Here is a 19,453-nt window from a genome sequence, read left to right on the forward strand (position 1 = left end):
TCGCACGCAGGAGTGGAAAAACAGTTGTCACTACCTATGTCCGCTTCCGTCAAGCAAGCTACCGCGCACTTCTGTTAATAAATATAAAGAGCCGGTTACGATTGTTCTACACTTCTTCTCTGATTGCTGTTGTAAAAATGGAATTGTATTTTGCAAAATTGCTTTTTGCGGGGCATGACATAATGCCAACATATCTTGTGCTGACATCGCACGCGGATTATCAAAATCAACAAAATAAAATGTCTCACTAATTTGCTCTAAGTACTGCAAAACTCCTTTTACATCCTTATCACCTAATATGCCGACAACAAAGGTAATAGACTCATTAGGAAACGCTTGGCGAACCGTTTCTACCAATTTTTCTGCACTAGCTGGATTATGCGCACCGTCAAAAATAATATATGGCAACACCTCTTCAAATCGTCCTAAAATGCTTGCCATTTCAATACCTTGGCGTATACTTGCCACGTTGATTGCTACATTTAGCGCAGTCGCAACTTCTAAAAATGCCGTAATGGCTAATGCCATATTATTCGCTTGATGAGGTCCTTTCATATGACGTGTAAGATTTGTGATATGTAAGTCCATAGTCTCATTTTTATAGTTCTCATAGTCATGCATCCGCACAATATGGAATTGATTGTTCAGCTCTAGAACAGGTGCTTGCTTTGCATTAGCTTCTCTCTCAATAATGTTCTTTGCTTCACAAGGTAAATCCCCGATTACAACTGGTCGATGCTGTTTAATAATCCCTGCTTTATGCTGCGCAATGCTTTCAATAGTTGGACCTAAAAATTTTGTATGCTCTAGCGCTATACTCGGAATAATCGAGACAATAGGTTGCACTACATTCGTACTATCTAGTAAGCCCCCCATACCCGCTTCGATTAATGCAATATCGACATCACAATGGACAAAATGCAAAAACGCTGCGACAGTTAAAAGTTCGAAATCCGTTAGTTTACCGCTAAGCCCCGCATTCTTCATTTGATGAAAAACGCGATCCATCTCTAGTGCTGAAATAGGTTGTTGCATTACTTGAATTTGGTCATGCACATTCAAAATGCATGGAGACATGAACTTGCCTACTTTTAAGCCATGTTCCTGCGCAATTGACTCTAAAAATGTTAATGTTGAGCCTTTGCCATTCGTGCCTGCAAGGTGCACAATTTGCAATGTTCTTTCAGGATTCCCTACAAGTGCCAATGCTTCTTCAATCGCTGTAAGCCCTGGCTTAATTACATCATCACTAGTTAAAGCCCATTTTTTCTTATAATCATCGAACTGAGGAATCATTGTGCTCCCTCCTGTATCCATTGGCGAACTTCAGCTATAAAATACAGCGAACCTGTAATCACAACAATATCTTGTTGGTCCTTATGTTGTATGACTTCACTTACTATATATTTCCAATTTTTGTTATATCGTTTGTCTTGATGCGTTGATAACATCGCTAACTGTTCAGCTGGCATGGCATTGGGTAGTCCAATTTGTGTAAAAGATATAGAAGTTGCTACTGCATCCATTAACGCAATACTATTGGCATGGTCTTTATCAGAAAGAGCTGCATAAATAAATCGATAGTGTTGATTTGGATAGACCTTCTGTAATGTTCGAATCAATGCGGCAGTTCCTTCTGAGTTATGAGCACCATCTAATACAATATTATTAGGGAACTGTTCAAAGCGACCTGCCCACTGTGCGTGTTGTAGCGCTTGGCGCATTGACTCTTCGGATAAATGAATAAGCCCTTTTTCACGTAATAAATCCATCGTTGTGATAGCCAGACTCGCATTAGCGATTTGATGCGCTCCTGCCATTTTTAATTGAATGTCTGTGAGGTCAAGATGCGCATTGTGATAATGAAATGATTGCATGCCCATCTCCTGCTCCTGTGCAATCACGTTAAAATCATGCCCTAGAACAAGACAGCTAGCATGACGTTCATGTGCAACCTTTTGAATCGTAGCAAGTGCTTCTTTATTTTTAACACCAACCACTACGGGTACACCTTCTTTAATAATACCTGCCTTCTCAAAAGCAATCTTCGCATATGTATCGCCTAAAAAGGCCGTATGCTCTAAAGAAATCGTTGTAATAATGGATACAAGTGGTGTTATGACATTGGTCGCATCAAGTCTTCCACCGAGCCCAGTTTCAATTAACGCAAAATCCACTTCTTCATGTGCGAAATATTGGAACATAATAAGTGTGACGACCTCAAAAAAGCTTGGATAGTCCCCATTATAATTTGCCTCAATGATTGAAGCTACGTTATTCATATACTGTAAAAATTGCTCGTCCGGAATTTGTTTTCCATTGATGGTCATACGTTCATTGACACGTGTTAAATGTGGTGAAGTAAAAGCACCAACCCGATATCCTGCATTCTCTAGCATTTCTCTCAGTACATTTACGGTGGACCCCTTGCCATTGGAACCTGCCAAATGGATAGCGCGCAACTTGTTATGCGGGTCCCCTAAACGCGCCAATACTTCACGCATCATGACTAAAGGTTCACGTTTATGATCAACCGCCTTTAATGTAAAAATAAAATCTGTACATGCTTTTATCGTAGTAAACAAAAGAAACACTCCCTTTCACTACAGTATAAAGGGTGACTGGCACACAAACAATTCTGATACAAATTTAAAAACACACAGAAAACCACTGTAGGAGTGATCATTTGTGTGTTTTTAACTAATTTTTTTCAAATAAACAACAAATTATTGTAATTGATGGATGCCTAATAGCGCTCCCATATCATCTAAAATTATTTTTGCATCATTATTTAAGAGTGGCATAACATCCGATCTTTGCACTAGTTCTAACGAATTTTTTAATGTTCTTTTCAGCATCGAAATATCAAAATTTGAACAATACTCATTAATCTTATTTATCACTAGTAAATCTGTACGTGTTAATGAAATCTTCGTATCTTTTTGCCCCTTATTATCCGCTAAAATATGCTTAATAAGAACCCGTCCACTTGCATTTAATAGTCGATAATATTTAGCCTCCGATAACTTTAAAAGATTTGCTTCTATAATTCCCCTAGCGCTCACAAAATCTAAATCATCACAAGCTTTGTTTACTTTCACTACAATTGTTCCAATATTTCCTGACATAATAAACCTCCGTTATTCTTGCATTCAAAGTAAAAGACCATTCTACTCAACATAGAATGGCCATAAAATTAAATAAAAATTTCATTTAATGGTAACCAGGCGATCATAGTTTGAAAAATACTCATTTCTCTTCACCTTAGACCCTAGGCTTTGCGTCCTACCCTTTCGGGTAGTTTGCCTTTATCTATTATACTAACTAAAATAGATAATACTATATATTTTTTCCTAACTCAATACATAACTTTTGATGCATAAAAAGAAAAACAGCAAATGACTATTTCGCCATCTGCTGTTTCTTCAAATCACTATGCTATTACATGTTTTTTAATTCTTCTAAACGTTTTAATACCACTGCATGTTTCTCTTCATAATCCGCTAATTTTTCGCGTTCGGCATTTACTAATGCTTCTGGAGCCTTTGAAACAAATTTTTCATTGGACAGCTTACCAGTGACAAGCTTCACTTCTTTCGCCCACTTTTCTAGTTCTTTTTCTAGACGAGCGATTTCTTCTTCTAGATTGATAAGACCTACAAGCGGTAAGAATAGCTCTGCTCCCGTTACTACTGCCGTCATTGATTGACTCGGAGCCTCTAAGCCTTCACCAATTGTTAACGGCTCAGGATTACAGAATTTTTCTAAGTAGGCTTTATTCGCTTCAAGAGTAGCAACTGTTGCACTATCTTTAGCAGAAATGAACAACGGTACTTTTTTGCTCATAGGTGTGTTAACTTCCGCACGAATATTACGCACCGAACGTATAATATCCATAAGGAGCTTCATATTGTCTGCTTCTTCAGCAAAGTGAAGATCCGTACGCACAGTAGGCCATGCTGCCACTGTAATTGACTCACCTTCATGAGGTAAATGTTGCCAAATTTCTTCTGTGATGAATGGCATAAACGGATGTAATAGACGCATTGTTTGGTCTAATACGTAAGCCAGTATAGATCGAGTTGTTTTCTTAGCAGCCTCATCTTCACCATTCAGCGGTAGTTTCGCCATTTCAATATACCAAGAACAGAAATCATCCCAAATGAAATTATATAGTTCACGACCTACTTCACCAAACTCATAACGTTCTGCTAATGAAGTCACACGTTCAATTGTTTCATTCAAGCGCGTTAAAATCCATTTATCGGCTACTGATTTTTCACCAGTTAAGTCGATTTCATCATATGTCATTCCATCCATGTTCATAAGTGCGAAACGGGAAGCATTCCAAATTTTATTAGCAAAGTTCCAAACAGATTCTACTTTTTCCGTTGTATATCGTAAATCTTGGCCTGGAGATGAACCTGTTGCTAAGAAATAACGCAGTGAATCCGCTCCGTATTTCTCAATAACATCCATTGGGTCCACACCATTACCAAGTGATTTACTCATCTTACGTCCTTCGCCATCACGTACCAATCCGTGGATTAATACATCTTTGAATGGGCGTTGTCCAGTAAATTCAATACCTTGGAAAATCATACGAGATACCCAGAAGAAAATAATATCGTATCCTGTTACAAGCGTACTTGTTGGATAGTAACGTTGATATTCTTCATTTGCCTCGTCAGGCCAACCCATTGTAGAAAATGGCCATAGTGCTGATGAGAACCATGTATCTAACACATCTTCATCCTGTGTCCAATTTTCTGCGTCTGCAGGCGCTTCTTTACCTACGTAAATTTCACCTGTTTCATTGTGATACCATGCAGGAATTTGGTGTCCCCACCATAATTGGCGAGAGATACACCAGTCACGGATATTTTCCATCCAACGAGAATATGTGTTTTCAAAACGTGATGGAACGAAGTGAACTTTACCTTCCTCGTCTTTTTGCAGTTCTAAAGAGGCATCAGCAAGTGGTTGCATTTTAACGAACCATTGTGCGGAAAGATAAGGTTCTACAACTGCACCAGAACGTTCAGAATGTCCTACAGAGTGCATATGCTCTTCAATATTGATTAGGACACCTGCTTCTTGTAAATCGGCAACAATTTGCTTACGGCATTCAAAACGATCCATACCATTGTATTTACCCGCAAGTTCATTCATTGTGCCATCTTCGTTCATTACCAGAATACGTTCTAAGTTATGACGATTACCAACTTCAAAGTCGTTCGGGTCATGAGCTGGTGTCATTTTTACTACACCTGTACCGAATTCCATATCAACGTAATCATCTGCTACGATAGGAATTTCACGGCCCACGATTGGTAAAATAACCGTTTTACCGATTAAATGTTGGTAACGCTCATCTTTCGGGTGAACTGCTACACCAGAGTCCCCAAGCATTGTTTCAGGACGTGTCGTTGCAACTTCCACATAGCCAGAACCATCTGCTAATGGGTACTTCATATGATAGAATGCACCTTGTACATCCTGATAGATAACTTCAATATCCGATAAGGCTGTTTTTGCTGCTGGGTCCCAGTTAATGATACGCTCCCCACGATAAATTAAGCCTTTTTCATATAATTGCACGAAAACCGTTTTAACGGCATCCGATAAACCTTTATCGAGTGTAAAACGTTCACGAGAGTAGTCTAATGCAAGGCCAAGCTTCGCCCATTGCGCGCGAATATGCCCAGCGTACTCCTCTTTCCATTCCCAAGTTTTTTCTAGGAATTTTTCACGTCCCAAATCATAACGTGTAATATTATCTTCACGTAGTTTTGCTTCTACTTTTGCTTGTGTAGCAATACCTGCATGGTCCATTCCTGGTAACCAAAGTGCATCATAACCTTGCATACGCTTCATACGAATTAAAATATCTTGTAATGTTGTATCCCATGCATGACCAAGATGCAATTTTCCTGTTACGTTCGGTGGTGGAATGACGATTGAATAGGGTTCCTTCCCGCTTTCAGGTTGTGCTTCGAAAAATTTACCTTGTAGCCACCATTCATAGCGACCCGTTTCAATAGACTGCGGATCGTATTTCGTCGGCATTGAAATGTTTTCTGTCATATTGACTCCTCCTGTTGTGAAATAATTTTTGACATTTATGCGCTTAGGCAAGCTTCATAATTACTCGTCTTGATTTACCAGTGTATTCACACCAAATAAATCAGTGACAAATGCCTTTGGATTATTCGCTAATAAAATGCATACATCTTTTTAGCAAATAAAAAAACTCCTATCGTCAACAAAAGGACGAAGGAGTTTAAGTTCGCGGTACCACCTTTAATTCCAGCAGAGTAAGATAAGCACTCTCGCACATCACTATTTCTCATATTAGTGCACTTTAAATGCCCTTATACATTAGAAGTAAGGATTCATGCTGGATGTCTTAAGCTTATTACAACTGGCTCTCAATTCGTTAACGGTGTTTAACCGGCTTTAACTACTATTAGTTCACTAAAGCTGCTCGAGAGCTACGTTCGATTACGTACAAATAGAAACTTTTCAGCTACCGTTTCCTCTCTATAAATGCACAAATAATTTACTCTTCCCTGTCATAGCATCCATATTCAGCTTTCCACATTGTACCGCAAATTCATCTATTTTTTCAAGTGATTTAGTTAATTTCAGCTAGTCTTAAAAAGTAAATAGAAAAGGAAGTGACTATTCATATGCGACGACGTAAGTATAACCCTTGGCTTTTACCACCTTGGCTACGACAATTCCGATTTTATTGTAGAACAATTATTGTACCGATTTGTGGTTTTCAGTTTATCCGTGTTATCATCATCCCAACTTCTGGCGATCTTATCATCTTATTACTTTTACTACTTCTATGCTATTTACTTTTAAAAGATATCATTTGATACACGAACTTTGAGCGGAGTATAGTCTTCTGTTAAATCCCAAATCATTGTTTCTACTTCATTCCAGGAACTTGATTCGCGCACAGCAGAGTGACTGGAAGATTCTCTAAGCACAATTTTTTGTTCCGCCGGTACCGATTGTTTAGCTTTGGCTGATGCTTCTACAGGTGTCGGTTTCATTACTTGGACAGTTTGCTCAATAAACGTAGACTCCTCTATTGGAAGTTGCGTCTTGGCTACAACAACCTGTTCCTCAACAGCATCGATTTTTTCTACTGCTGGCATTGGTAATGCTTCACTACGAAATGTACTCGTCACTGTCCATTCAAGTTGACACATTTGATTGGACAGTATTGGACGAATGTCTTTCACCATTAAGTCCTCAATCGCTGCCTCTTTTGGTAAATCAACATTTAATGGGACTGCATATTCAAAATAGCCAGTATCTCCTTGAATATCGAGTGCATCAATACTGATTAAATCTTCGGCATCCATGAATGTTTGCATGTCTTGAAAATCAAAGCGTACATGCGCTGTGATATGATAAATACCATTTAATCTTAACGAGTCTTCTAATTGCATCGATTGCCATTGTGGCTTTATCTGCACAGCCGCAATTTCTGTTGGGCAACCATATCCCGGAAAACAAAATGTTTCACGCATATTCCAAGTTTTCTGTTCGATAATAATCCCTCCCTTAGCATCATATGAATTGCAATCGAAATGTATGCTAGACAACGATGGTTACAAGATTTTTACCATAAAAAAAGCATGCCTGAATAAAAATCAGGCATGCTTTTACGCTTAAACGTTTACCATTTTAATTTTATTTGCTACGCGATCTGTCAACATTTGTGTAGCTTTTGGAACGATTGGCTTGAAGATTGGATTTAATACAGGACCAGCTAAGCCTCCTGCTGTAACTTCTAAAAAGCCTGTCATTTTTGTATTGTTTGCATCAATGCTTTCAGCTAAGAAATAGCCATTTCCTGTAAAATTATCTGATAGGCCTTTTAATTCAAAAGTTACCTTTGAAGGTGCTGCCCACTCTAAAATTGTAATCTCTACTTCTACCGTTTTTTTCAGTACACCAACATTACCTTTAAATGTCCACGTAGAGTGTTTATCGTCTATCATCGTATGTGCATTATAACCTGGGACAAGCTTTGCCCATTTTTCCATGTCACTAACGAATTCCCAAACATGTTCAATTGCTACGGGTACTTCTACTGTATGTGTGCCTGTTGCCATTTTTAAAACCACTACTTTCTTTTCTGAATAGCTCTATTATAAACTAAAACGCCCACTATTTGGCTATGCTGAAAGTTTTAATTTTGACAAAAAAAAGCCACCCCAATGGATGGCTTTAGATAACTTATTTTGCTAATTGGGCAAACACTTTATGGAAAGCATCGACCGTTTTCGCGATATGTTCCTCTGTATGTGCAGTAGAAATAAACAATCCTTCAAATTGGGAAGGCGGTAAGAAAATACCTTCTTCAGCCATTAAACGGAAGTATTCCGCAAATAATTGTAAATCAGACGTTTTCGCTGAAGCAAAATCGATTACATCTTCATTTGTAAAGAAGAAACCAATCATCGAGCCAGCGCGATTCACCGTATGTGGAATATTATACTTTGTAGCTGCAGCTCTAAATCCTGCTTCTAGTTGGTCTCCTAACTTTTTGAAATACTCATAGGAGTTTTCATCAAGTCGGGATAACGTTTCATAGCCTGCTGTCATTGCTAATGGATTACCTGATAATGTACCAGCTTGATAAATTGGACCAGCTGGTGCTACTTGCTCCATAACTTCCTTCTTACCCGCGAAAGCACCTACAGGTAGACCGCCACCAATTACTTTCCCTAGCGTTGTCATATCTGGTGTTACAGCAAAGTAACCTTGCGCACAGCCATAGTCAACGCGGAAGCCTGTCATAACCTCATCAAAGATTAGCAGCGCACCATGCTTTGTTGTTAATTCACGTAAGCCTTCTAGGAAACCTGGCTGTGGTGGGACAACGCCCATATTCCCTGCCACTGGCTCAACAATTACTGCCGCAAGCTCTGCACCAAATTTTTCAAATACTTGTTTAGCACCTTCTAAATCATTGTAAGCCACCGTTAATGTATTACGCGCAATATCCGCAGGTACACCAGGGCTATCAGGTAGGCCTAATGTCGCCACACCTGAACCAGCTTTTATCAATAATGAATCACCATGACCATGATAAGAGCCTTCAAATTTCAAAATTTTATCACGACCTGTTACACCACGTGCTACACGTAATGCAGACATTGTTGCTTCTGTCCCTGATGATACAAAGCGAATCATCTCCATGCCAGGTAAACGTTCTAATACTAGCTTAGCTAAACGATTTTCTGTATAACTAGGAGCTCCAAAAGAAGAACCTTTCGCTGCAGTTTCAGCAATGGCTTTTACAACTTCCGGATGAGTATGCCCTAAAATTAAAGGGCCCCATGATAGTACATAGTCAATATATTCATTGCCATCGATGTCTGTAATTATTGCACCATGACCAGATTCCATAAATATAGGATCCATATTTACTGATTTAAATGCACGTACGGGACTACTAACCCCACCCGGCATTAAGTTGATAGCTTCTGCATATGCTTGTTTTGATTTTTCGTAAGAACGCGCCATTATTTCTCCTCCAACCAACGTGCTACATCTTTAGCATGATAAGTGATAATTAGATCCGAGCCTGCTCGTTTCATACCTAGCAATGTTTCAAGCACTACTTTTTTCTCTTCAATCCAACCATTGATAGCTGCAGCTTTAATCATTGCATATTCACCAGAAACGTTATACGCAACAATCGGTAATGTATAGTTATTTTTCATATCTCGAATAATATCTAAATAGCTTAGGGCAGGCTTCACGATTAAGAAATCCGCACCTTCTTCAATATCAGATTCTGCTTCACGGAAAGCTTCCATACGATTGGATGGGTCCATTTGGTATGATTTACGATCACCAAATTGTGGTGCTCCATCAGCCGCATCACGGAAAGGGCCGTAATAGCTTGATGCATATTTTACGGCATAGGACATAATTGGTACATTTTCAAAGCCCGCTGCGTCAAGACCAGTACGTATTGCAGCAACAAAACCATCCATCATATTTGACGGTGCAATAATATCTGCACCTGCTTTTGCTTGTGAAACAGCAGTACGTGCTAAAACATCTAAAGAAGCGTCATTTAAAATTTGATCGCCCTCAATCAAGCCACAATGACCATGGTCTGTAAACTCACACAGACATGTATCAGCAATCACTAACAGCTCTGGGTGACGCTCTTTAATAAGGCGTGTCGCTTCTTGAACAATTCCATGATCGTGGAAAGCACCTGTCCCCACTTCATCTTTTTCTGCTGGTAAACCAAATAAAATAACAGCTGGGATACCTAAAGCAACCACTTCATCTACTTCAGCACCTAGATTATCTAATGAAAATTGAAAAACACCTGGCATTGACTGAACTTCATTCTTAATATCTTCGCCTTCTATCACGAAAATAGGATAAATTAAGTCCTCTTTGTGTAAGTAAGTTTCTTTTACCATAGATCGTATCATTGCATTTGCGCGTAAACGACGATGTCTTTGAAATTGTAAATTTGTCATGTTCTTTCCTCTACTTTCGTTAATTCCTCGATGACTGCTTGCATAGTATAAATACTCGGCATAATGTCTACAGTAGCACCGTGGTTTACAATAGCTGCTTCTGTAATGTGCCCGATTGCCGCCACACGTACCGCTTTCCATCCAACGACTGTAGCTATATCCTTTGCATAGACATCTACAGCCGAAGGACTTGCAAAAATGACTGTAACATCTGAATGTTGCTGGATACAATCGATAATTACTTGTTTTTGGTCGTGGCGCTCAATCGTTTCATAAACCGTCCATTCATTTAATTTGAAGGGCAGCCCATCCTTTAATGTTGTTTTCGCTTTTTCCCCACGAATAAATAAACATGTTGGATTGTGCCCTGCAACAATAGGAAACTCTTTAACAAAGACATCGGCACTAAATATTGAAGGCATAAAGCTAACTTGAAAGCCTAACTTTTCTAATGCCGCAGTCGTTTTCGTTCCAATCGATGCAATTTTCCCTTGAAAATGGCTTGCACTTAAATGACAACGATTCATCTTACTAGCAAAAGCATCTACCGCATTTTGACTCGTAAAGATTAGCCAGTTAAATTGACGTGCAAATGCTAATTGCGCATCATCTTTTGGATCAATAATTTCGCAAGTTTCTATCAATGGGGCAAAAACTGCCTGACCACCTAAAGCGGAAATATCGTCTCCAACTGTTGCTGTTTTAGACGTTCCAGTTAAAATAATTGTTTTACCCTGCAAAGGTAAATTATTTAGCATCTTGCTCTGCCTTAACACGTTGAATTAAATCATAGGCACCTTGTTTCGTTAACATGTCAGCTAGTTCATTACCAATTGCTTCGGCATCAGTACCTACTACCGTCTCTTTATAAATAACTGCTGCATCTGGTGCGGCAACTAACCCTGTTAGTGTAATTTCTTCCCCATTATACTTGGCATAACCTGCGATAGGCACTTGGCAACCACCATCCATAGCAGCTAAGAAAGCACGCTCTGCATGTGCTTCTTTCCATGTAGCACTGTCAGTTAATTTTGCTAGTTCAGCTAATAATTCAGCATCGTCTTGTCGACATTCAATCCCTAAAGACCCTTGTGCTACAGCTGGAAGACAGTCTTCCACTGATAAAAACTCTGTTACGACATCATCGCTCCAACCCAATCTCTTTAAACCTGCGGCCGCTAAAATAATCGCATCATATTCGTCTGTTTCAAGTTTTGCTAAACGTGTATCGACATTTCCGCGAATCCATTTAATTTCAATATCAGGACGTAATGTTAAGAGTTGAGCACTTCGTCGAAGAGAGCTTGTCCCCACTACTGCTCCTGCAGGAAGATCTGCAAATTTCACATGACCTTTAGAAATAAATGCATCGCGCGCATCCTCACGAGGTGGAATACAACCAATTACTAAACCTTCTGGTAGTACGGCAGGCATATCTTTCATCGAATGAACCGCAAAATCAATTTCCTTGTCAAAAAGCGCCTGTTCAATTTCTTTTACAAAAAGTCCTTTACCACCAACTTTAGAAAGTTGAACATCTAAAATTTGATCGCCTTTAGTAACAATTTCTTTTACTTCAAATTCAAACGGCACACCTGCTGCCTTTAGCTCATTGATAAACCAATTTGTTTGCGTTAATGCTAATTTACTTCTCCTAGAACCTACAATAATTTTTCTCAACAGTCTCCAACCTTTCTTCTAATACCATAAATGGAATCGAGATAAGCTACTTCCTAAAAAGAAATTTACGACAACTAATAAATAAGCATAAATATGAACCCACGCATAATTAGTGCCCGTCAGCTTACTTTTACGATTCACATATAAAATACAGCAATATAATACTAAAATGATAAAGGACCCTATTATCTTCGCATCAAAGATAGATAAACTCTCTAATCTTAATAATGCCCATTCAAAGCCTAATATTAAACTTATGAATAACATTGGAATCCCTATAAAAAATGATACGTTCATCCAATTGCTCGTTTGCTGTAATGATGGCAAACGTGTCCATAATTGTGACCATTTTTTCTTTTTTAATAAGCGATATAAAACTAAATATAATATCGCAAATACAAAAGTTAACGTGAAAGCAGCATACGATAATATCGCAAATGAAATATGGATAAAGAGCATTTCCGAAATTAATGTATCCCCTACTGCTCCTGTTGGCCTTTTCGGCATAAATGTAAAAATACTAGCAAATAAAAATCCTAATATATTGATAATAAATACTGGTAAATCGACTCTCGCTATACAATGGAGAATAATCGATAATGTTACTAACAACCAAGAATAGAACAGAATTCCTTCATATAAAGATAAAATCGGGAAACGCTTTGTTTCGATAAAAGTTAGTATAATAATGGCACTTTGAATCACCCATACAAATGAAACAAGCCAAAAAGCAATCCGCCTTGCACGTACTTGTTTATAAAAGTAATCAGTAAAGTAAAACACTAGACTGATCGCATACAAGACGATCATCACTTCATAGAGCCTTGTCATTGTCAAATCAGCCAATGGACATCCCTTCTTTATTTCAAAAAGTGCTAAAGCTACTATAAACAGTATCCCAGCCTAAAAAAGACGTTTTCGTATCTTTAGTTTACCATACAGATACGAAAACGCCTCATGTAATTTCAAGTTCGCACACGTCAGCAAAACCATGCAAAAAGCAAAAATTTGCTACATGACTCAAATCGTGAGCCTCAAGCGATTGTGGAGCTCGAATGTCTAGACATCTTAGAAAGAGTACTTTGGTTCAGTAGGTGTTTGCGATGATCGTAAACGTTCTTTACGCTCAAGCTCTTGCTTGCTCATCATATCCACTTCATCTTCCACAGCATCCTCTATGCCAAAAATTTGTTGGAATAAACGTAACTGTTCATTTGCTTTTGGTGAATTTGCCATTTCCTTAGCTTGTAAAATTGGCTCTTTTAACAATTGATTAATAATTGATTTTGTATGCTTACTTAAAATCTTACGTTCTCGATCCGTTAACTCTGGCATTTTATTTTCAATACTGATCATTGTTTCTTGTTGAATTTGGTTTGCTTTTTTACGTAAAGCTGAAATGACTGGCACGACACCAAGCGTTGCAAACCAATCTTTAAATTGAACAACTTCTTTATCAATCATTTGCGTAATTTCCGCTGCCGCACGTTCGCGCTCTGCCAAGTTAGCTTCAACAATACCTTGTAAATCATCGATATCATATAAGAATACGTTTGGCAAATCACCAACACGTGGATCAATATCACGGGGTACCGCAATATCGACCATAAACAGTGGTTTACCTTTACGCAAACGTTCAACAAGTTGCATTAGCTCATAATCAATGACAAAATCTGTCGCACCTGTGGACGTAATTAAAATATCCGCTTCAAGTAGTGAGCATTGTAATTCCCTCATTGACTTCGCTTCACCTTGGAACTTGGCTGCTAAACTTTCAGCTTTTTCAAAAGTACGATTAATAACCGTCACTTTTCCTACGCCGTTACCATACAAGTTCTCGATAGCAAGTTCACCCATTTTACCTGCCCCTAAAATAGCGACGTGCTTGCGTTGTAAAGATCCAAAAATTTTCTTTGCTAATTCTACTGCTGCATAAGAAACAGATACCGCATTCTCCCCAATAGCTGTTTCACTATGTGCTCGCTTCGCAAATGTAACTGCTTGTTTAAATAACTGATTGTAGACCGTACCTGTCGTCCCAATCTCTTGTCCATTTAAGAAGCTTTTTTTCACTTGTCCTAAAATTTGTGTTTCACCAAGCACCATTGAATCAATTCCAGCTGTAACTTTAAATAAATGTTCTAATGCCTCATCTTCTTCTCGAATCGTTAAGTAAGAAGAAAAAGTCTCCACAGGCAAGTTGAACCAATTTGCTAAAAATTGCTTCACAAAGTGACGTCCAGTATGCAATTGATCGACGACTGCATATATTTCTGTTCGATTACAAGTTGAAACGATAACATTTTCCAATATGCTTTTTTGTTTTTGCAGCGCTTCCATTGCTTGCGGTAACTCGCTTTCTACGAAAGATAGCTTTTCCCTAATTTCAACTGGCGCTGATTTATAATTCAAGCCTACTACGATGGTATGCATGAATAACACCTCACACGTTCTAATTCACAAATCTCATTATAGCACAGTTCGACAATAGTTCATCTATTATTTGTGAACATGTCATGAAGAACTATAATTCATTTTCTACTTTAGAATTATTATAAACTAAGTTTAACAAATTATACGTATTGTATCAAATTTAAAAACTGCATACGAGTAATGCAGTTTCGCTATGTCAAAGAAAGTTCAAAAATAGAATGGTCTGCTAGAAGCTTTCTCTAAAAATGGCATTGAACTCTTTTACACAATAGAAAAAACTGTAGACAAACTAAAACTTGCATCTAGTCGTCTACAGTCGAATTGCTCCTCATTGAGCACTTTTATGAATTTGTAATTTTAACAGTTTTTTGCGAAATTATTTTTCCGTCTTTATCATAAGCTAAAAACTCGATGTCGCCATTGACTTTAAAGTCAACCATAGTTTGGACATTTTTCGTCAACATAAACACACTATCGCTGCGCTTTTTAAGATCAAATTGAACATCACCGCTGACAGAGGAATAACGAACAACGACATTTGCAACATTTGGACAATTACTATCAATTCTTGCATTCATCGTAATATATCCTTTCCGGATGGATACTGTCGCTTCCTCAAATAAATCATCAGGGTTGATACAGCTTGAAGGCGCAGTTTTACATAGAATCGCATCAATTATTTTTTGAGCGACCTGATGGAACTGGTAATTATCAATTGCATGATAATATGTGCCACCTGTTTCCGTAGCCATTTGTGTCAGAATTGCCTCATTAATTTGGTTTTTCTTACCCATACTTACAGTGTAAATTTTAATGCCTTTCTTTTTCGCATCATTAATTACTTTTGTCATTTTTGATTTACTTGTTTTTCCATCAGATACGACAATAATGGATTTAGAAGTTTTTGTATCATTTGAGAATTTAGTAAGAGCTAATTCTATACCTGTAAAAATATCTGTAGCTCCCTTATCCGTCGATGTACGATACAGGTCTTTCTTTAAGACATTATCTGTACTGCCTTCACCTAATACAGTTGCACTTGTGTTCGTTTCAATGACAATATTATTTTTCGCCTGAATTTGATTGATTACTTCCATCATTTTTGTACCGCGATAATTCGTTTGGTCGATACGTTTCATAGAAGAAGAGTAATCAACTACATATGCGACTTCAGTTGCTAAACTACAAGCATTTTTACTAAAGTAAGGATTTGTAAAAATTTCTTTTGTAATCGTTTTATCTGTAATAGACTTCAATATTGTTGCATAACGTGGGTCAACTTTATTGACAAGAGTAGCTTCTATTTTAGATTTCCCATAAATAATCGAGTCAAAGTAAGCGACTGCAGTCCCTGGCCCACCTGTATTATTCAAATAATCCGAAGTATTTGTGACAAAGGATGCCGTTTTTTCTACACCATCAAATTTGATTTTTACCGTTCCTTGATAATCCGTAATTGGTTCTCCACCTGGACGAACTAACGTTACCATAACTTGTGTATATCGGTCCTTACCAGATGGTCTTGCCGCAGCATCTGCACTTTCTTTTAACGCCTCAACACGTTTTTTATAAGCTTCTACTTGTCCTAGTAATTTACCGCCTTGGTATTTTAATAATACGGTACGTTCATAATTACTTAAGCCCGTTAATATAGCATAAATTTTCATAACACTATCATAATGCTCTAATGTTAAATTCTTTTCTTCTGGCATATATTTTGGACTCATTAACTGAATAATCGTACCTACTGGATTGATATTTTCCACTTGTGAAGCAATATTATCATCGATTCCTTGGATTCGATAAATTGGACGACCATCCTCTGAAATCATATACATAATCTCAGTCTTCGCTGGTGTCGTCACAGAATCTTTTAAACGCTCGTTCAATATTTTTTCAAATAAATATACAGAGATATTATAGTTTTCAAATTGTAAAATCGCATTCTCATATCCAAGAGCAGGATACTTCGGATCGGCGCCACCATATTGTAAATACATATTTTGTACAACGCCTAGAGAATTGGTAACATTTGTTTGTTGTCCAATACTAAAACGCTTTTCATCTGCATCAGGATTTAATGGCACGGGACCGTAAACATCAATTACATTTTCAGTGAAAAACTCCGGTGGCTTTTCATATTGTACATAAGGCGGTGTTATAGTACCATTGTCATCTGTATTCGTTGGGTCATACACTTTAAAGTCAATGCGTAATTCTGGCTGTGGTGCGTAACGCACGTGTGCATTTAATTTTTCTCCAACCAGACACTTCATGCTAGAATCTGTGTTGTTAATAAGTTCAAAACTAATCGTATCACGTACTGATTTTGTAAGCTTTTTCGCTTTAACAAACGCTGTTACAGTTGAACCGTCCGATTGAACGTTGCGAACAGCTTCACCAGCTGAATTGACAATATCAGCTCCCTCTGAAGACGTTACACGGAACGTATAGGACTTATCATCAGCAATCGGGTCACCGTTACATGCCTTTAAAGATACTGTAATCGGCGTCATATCCTCACCGTTTGCAATTAAATCTGGTTTTTCAACTTCAATACTTTGCAGAGCATTATTGACATAGTCAGGACCTGTAAAATCACTATCATTATCCTTCGGTTCTTCAAACTCTCCGCTATTCGAACCCATAAAGCCTGCTGGTAAAGTTACTTTATCATTATCACGACCTGCTGCAGATTTTTTCAAACCTAGGACAGCAAAGGAACCGTTTTGTACACTACGATATAAAAACTCGGCTGCATCACCACGAGATAGTTTCGTAGAGGGATTAAAATCAGCAAATGTTTTTTTGCCTGTATTGCCAGTTGAAATATCATTTGTATATAAATATTGTACTGCCTGTGGTTCATCTAAATCTAAACCTTTAAATGCAGCATATATACGTGCAAAGTGACCTCGTGTAATGGCTTTTGAACGATTTGCCATTACATGTGTACCTTCGAATGGCAAATATAAATCACTATAAAAATTATAGGCAACACTTTCGTTATATGATAACGCATAGTTTTTATCAAGCTTTGCAAACATTGTGACAAGCTCTCGCTCTGTTACTTGCTCGTTTGGCAAAAAGTTATTCGCACCATTTAATGCTAATAAATCATTATCAACTGCCCAAGAAATAGCTTTGTATTTACTATCAGTTGTCGGCACATCTTGAATCGTTGTAGCAGCTAGTGAGACCATTGGTGTTACAGTCATAAAGGCTAGTACAAAACAGGCCAATAATAGCAATGCCTTTTTCGCATATTGCATTCCTTTCAGTCCTTTCATTAGTTAAAGAATAATATATCATCTCGGTAGTTTTGTTTTAAATCATTCTCTAAATAGTTTAAGAATCGCTCAAGCACAGCAGATGCTTGGGCACGAGTTAATGGTTGGTTTGGATTAAATCGGCCCGTTACAGGGTCGCCTGTCATAAGACCAAGCTCATGGACGATATAAATACCATCTCTTGAATAGTTAGGAATTTGTGCATCATCTTTAAATTTTGTAACATAGCCAGGATCTGGCGCTTTGTTTTCAAGCCCTAATGCACGGACAAAAATTGCGGCAGCTTGCGCACGTGTAATCGCATTATCTGGTTTAAAATAATCTGGTGTCACACCTTTAATAATGCCTTTGTTGACTGCCGATTCAATATAGGCATAATCTTTCATCGTACGTTTAACATCTTTAAAGACACTTGTAGATGTTTTTTTCGTATTCTTTTCTTCCATAACACGCAGGTCAACTGCTTTACCAATGGCGATAGTAAAGTCAATTCGTTTCATCGGCGTATTTGGTGAAAAGAAATTACTTGTATCGGAATAGATCCCTAATGAGTATAGTTTTTCGATAGCAGCTTTTGCATAGTGATTCGATAAATCACGGAATTTCGGAATAATAAGACGTTCGATTGTCGGCGTAAATTCTGTATTTAAATCCACTTTGCCTTTTTGTCCAGAAGCTAAATCATACGTATATTCTGAAATTACGTCCTTTTCACTAACGACCGCATAGCCTCCATCAAAGCTTGCTAAACTGCCTGGATTTTCCTCATAATTGAGCACGCGTGATTTGCTCGTTGATAGGCGATTTTTCACATGGCTTGTTGTGCCATCACTGTACGAATAAACAGATTCAGTAATTTGCGTTTCGGTTGCTCCCCAGAAATTTTCGTACCCTGCATGACGACTATCCGTTTCTATTATTACTGTATTTGTTTTTGCGTTCTTACCAGAGCCTGTCTGAAATGTATATGTTTTTCTTGAAATAACATTTCCTGAATAATAATCAGATGCTGCGCGGTTATCTGTTACAGTTCCTTGTGAAAACTGGTAGTCTGCTAATGTATACGTTATTTTGCCGACTACAATTTTCTCAGAGTACTTTTTCACAACACCATTCGATGTCTTTTGCCCAATCGTAGCATAGTTAACAACATCTGATTCATAAGCTATATTTCTTGTTAATGTCGCGCCATTACTTGCTGTTAATTTTAAACTATACGTTTCTGTTAATTTCCCTTTTGATTCTTTTTGAGTAATTTTAATATCTTTACTCGTCCCTTTAAAAATAATGGGTGTTCCAGTAATGAACACGGCTTCTTCGTATGTATATTCATTTTTTACCGCACCAGTTGTTTCCACCGATGTGGCAGAAGCATCTGCTAGTATGCTGATCCCCATAACGAACACCATCATTAACGCTAACAGCACTTTCAATACATGTTTTCGCATCTGTTTTTTCCCTCTCTTTCTTCCCTTGCATATGCACAGATGAAGCTATCCCTACATAGAGAGATAG

At 37.9% G+C, this 19,453-nt stretch carries 14 protein-coding genes, 1 riboswitch and 1 other annotated feature; all 14 genes read right to left on the bottom strand.

Annotated elements, in window-relative coordinates:
- Positions 1-30: 30 nt before the first annotated feature.
- On the bottom strand, positions 31-1,296 hold the full coding sequence (locus T479_RS15725) for a bifunctional folylpolyglutamate synthase/dihydrofolate synthase (RefSeq protein WP_024363193.1): 1,266 nt from the start codon (positions 1,294-1,296) through the stop codon (positions 31-33).
- The gene (locus T479_RS15730; protein ID WP_025220181.1) at positions 1,293-2,585 is read right to left on the bottom strand and encodes a bifunctional folylpolyglutamate synthase/dihydrofolate synthase; all 1,293 of its coding nucleotides are present in this window, start codon (positions 2,583-2,585) and stop codon (positions 1,293-1,295) included. Before T479_RS15730 ends, T479_RS15725 begins: the two co-directional genes overlap by 4 nt.
- A 141-nt stretch (positions 2,586-2,726) precedes the next feature.
- Positions 2,727-3,128 (bottom strand): hypothetical protein, encoded by a 402-nt coding sequence (locus tag T479_RS15735; RefSeq protein WP_024363195.1) that lies wholly within the window; start codon positions 3,126-3,128, stop codon positions 2,727-2,729.
- Positions 3,129-3,215: 87 nt separating this feature from the next.
- Positions 3,216-3,317: riboswitch (cyclic di-GMP riboswitch) on the bottom strand.
- 124 nt (positions 3,318-3,441) lie between these two features.
- On the bottom strand, positions 3,442-6,087 hold the full coding sequence (locus tag T479_RS15740) for a valine--tRNA ligase (protein ID WP_025220182.1): 2,646 nt from the start codon (positions 6,085-6,087) through the stop codon (positions 3,442-3,444).
- Positions 6,088-6,266: 179 nt separating this feature from the next.
- Positions 6,267-6,588 (bottom strand) — a binding site (T-box leader).
- Positions 6,589-6,869: 281 nt separating this feature from the next.
- Positions 6,870-7,550 carry a hypothetical protein gene (locus tag T479_RS15750; RefSeq protein ID WP_029747283.1) on the bottom strand — a complete coding sequence of 227 codons (681 nt, stop codon included), beginning with the start codon at positions 7,548-7,550 and terminating at the stop codon, positions 6,870-6,872.
- Between the two features lie 141 nt (positions 7,551-7,691).
- Positions 7,692-8,138 (bottom strand): SRPBCC family protein, encoded by a 447-nt coding sequence (locus tag T479_RS15755; RefSeq protein WP_024363198.1) that lies wholly within the window; start codon positions 8,136-8,138, stop codon positions 7,692-7,694.
- A 124-nt stretch (positions 8,139-8,262) separates the two neighbouring features.
- Entirely contained in the window at positions 8,263-9,555 is a 1,293-nt protein-coding gene (gene hemL / locus T479_RS15760; protein ID WP_025220183.1) for a glutamate-1-semialdehyde 2,1-aminomutase, read from the bottom strand.
- On the bottom strand, positions 9,555-10,535 hold the full coding sequence (hemB, locus tag T479_RS15765) for a porphobilinogen synthase (RefSeq protein ID WP_024363200.1): 981 nt from the start codon (positions 10,533-10,535) through the stop codon (positions 9,555-9,557). The genes hemL and hemB overlap by 1 nt, the downstream gene beginning before the upstream one ends.
- On the bottom strand, positions 10,532-11,293 hold the full coding sequence (locus tag T479_RS15770) for a uroporphyrinogen-III synthase (protein WP_024363201.1): 762 nt from the start codon (positions 11,291-11,293) through the stop codon (positions 10,532-10,534). Before T479_RS15770 ends, hemB begins: the two co-directional genes overlap by 4 nt.
- On the bottom strand, positions 11,283-12,215 hold the full coding sequence (hemC, locus tag T479_RS15775; RefSeq protein WP_024363202.1) for a hydroxymethylbilane synthase: 933 nt from the start codon (positions 12,213-12,215) through the stop codon (positions 11,283-11,285). Before hemC ends, T479_RS15770 begins: the two co-directional genes overlap by 11 nt.
- An 18-nt stretch (positions 12,216-12,233) precedes the next feature.
- Positions 12,234-13,061, bottom strand: a complete 828-nt coding sequence (ccsA, locus tag T479_RS15780; RefSeq protein ID WP_024363203.1) for a cytochrome c biogenesis protein CcsA — start codon at positions 13,059-13,061, stop codon at positions 12,234-12,236.
- A gap of 222 nt (positions 13,062-13,283) precedes the next feature.
- On the bottom strand, positions 13,284-14,648 hold the full coding sequence (gene hemA / locus T479_RS15785; protein ID WP_024363204.1) for a glutamyl-tRNA reductase: 1,365 nt from the start codon (positions 14,646-14,648) through the stop codon (positions 13,284-13,286).
- A gap of 341 nt (positions 14,649-14,989) precedes the next feature.
- The gene (locus tag T479_RS15790; protein WP_025220184.1) at positions 14,990-17,920 is read right to left on the bottom strand and encodes a VWA domain-containing protein; all 2,931 of its coding nucleotides are present in this window, start codon (positions 17,918-17,920) and stop codon (positions 14,990-14,992) included.
- 17 nt (positions 17,921-17,937) lie between these two features.
- On the bottom strand, positions 17,938-19,386 hold the full coding sequence (locus T479_RS15795) for an S-layer homology domain-containing protein (protein WP_025220185.1): 1,449 nt from the start codon (positions 19,384-19,386) through the stop codon (positions 17,938-17,940).
- Positions 19,387-19,453: the final 67 nt, after the last annotated feature.

It is taken from the genome of Lysinibacillus sphaericus (genome assembly GCF_000600105.1).
In the GTDB taxonomy this organism is placed as follows: Bacteria; Bacillota; Bacilli; order Bacillales_A; family Planococcaceae; genus Lysinibacillus; species Lysinibacillus sphaericus.

What these genes read in the sequence shown, in the direction of transcription:
- T479_RS15725 (WP_024363193.1), bottom strand. Translation starts at nt 1,296, where the DNA reads ATGATTCCTCAGTTCGATGATTATAAGAAAAAATGGGCTTTAACTAGT.
- T479_RS15735 (WP_024363195.1), bottom strand. Translation starts at nt 3,128, where the DNA reads ATGTCAGGAAATATTGGAACAATTGTAGTGAAAGTAAACAAAGCTTGT.
- T479_RS15740 (WP_025220182.1), bottom strand. Translation starts at nt 6,087, where the DNA reads ATGACAGAAAACATTTCAATGCCGACGAAATACGATCCGCAGTCTATT.
- T479_RS15750 (WP_029747283.1), bottom strand. Translation starts at nt 7,550, where the DNA reads ATGCGTGAAACATTTTGTTTTCCGGGATATGGTTGCCCAACAGAAATT.
- T479_RS15755 (WP_024363198.1), bottom strand. Translation starts at nt 8,138, where the DNA reads ATGGCAACAGGCACACATACAGTAGAAGTACCCGTAGCAATTGAACAT.
- hemL (WP_025220183.1), bottom strand. Translation starts at nt 9,555, where the DNA reads ATGGCGCGTTCTTACGAAAAATCAAAACAAGCATATGCAGAAGCTATC.
- hemB (WP_024363200.1), bottom strand. Translation starts at nt 10,535, where the DNA reads ATGACAAATTTACAATTTCAAAGACATCGTCGTTTACGCGCAAATGCA.
- T479_RS15770 (WP_024363201.1), bottom strand. Translation starts at nt 11,293, where the DNA reads ATGCTAAATAATTTACCTTTGCAGGGTAAAACAATTATTTTAACTGGA.
- hemA (WP_024363204.1), bottom strand. Translation starts at nt 14,648, where the DNA reads ATGCATACCATCGTAGTAGGCTTGAATTATAAATCAGCGCCAGTTGAA.
- T479_RS15790 (WP_025220184.1), bottom strand. Translation starts at nt 17,920, where the DNA reads ATGCAATATGCGAAAAAGGCATTGCTATTATTGGCCTGTTTTGTACTA.
- T479_RS15795 (WP_025220185.1), bottom strand. Translation starts at nt 19,386, where the DNA reads ATGCGAAAACATGTATTGAAAGTGCTGTTAGCGTTAATGATGGTGTTC.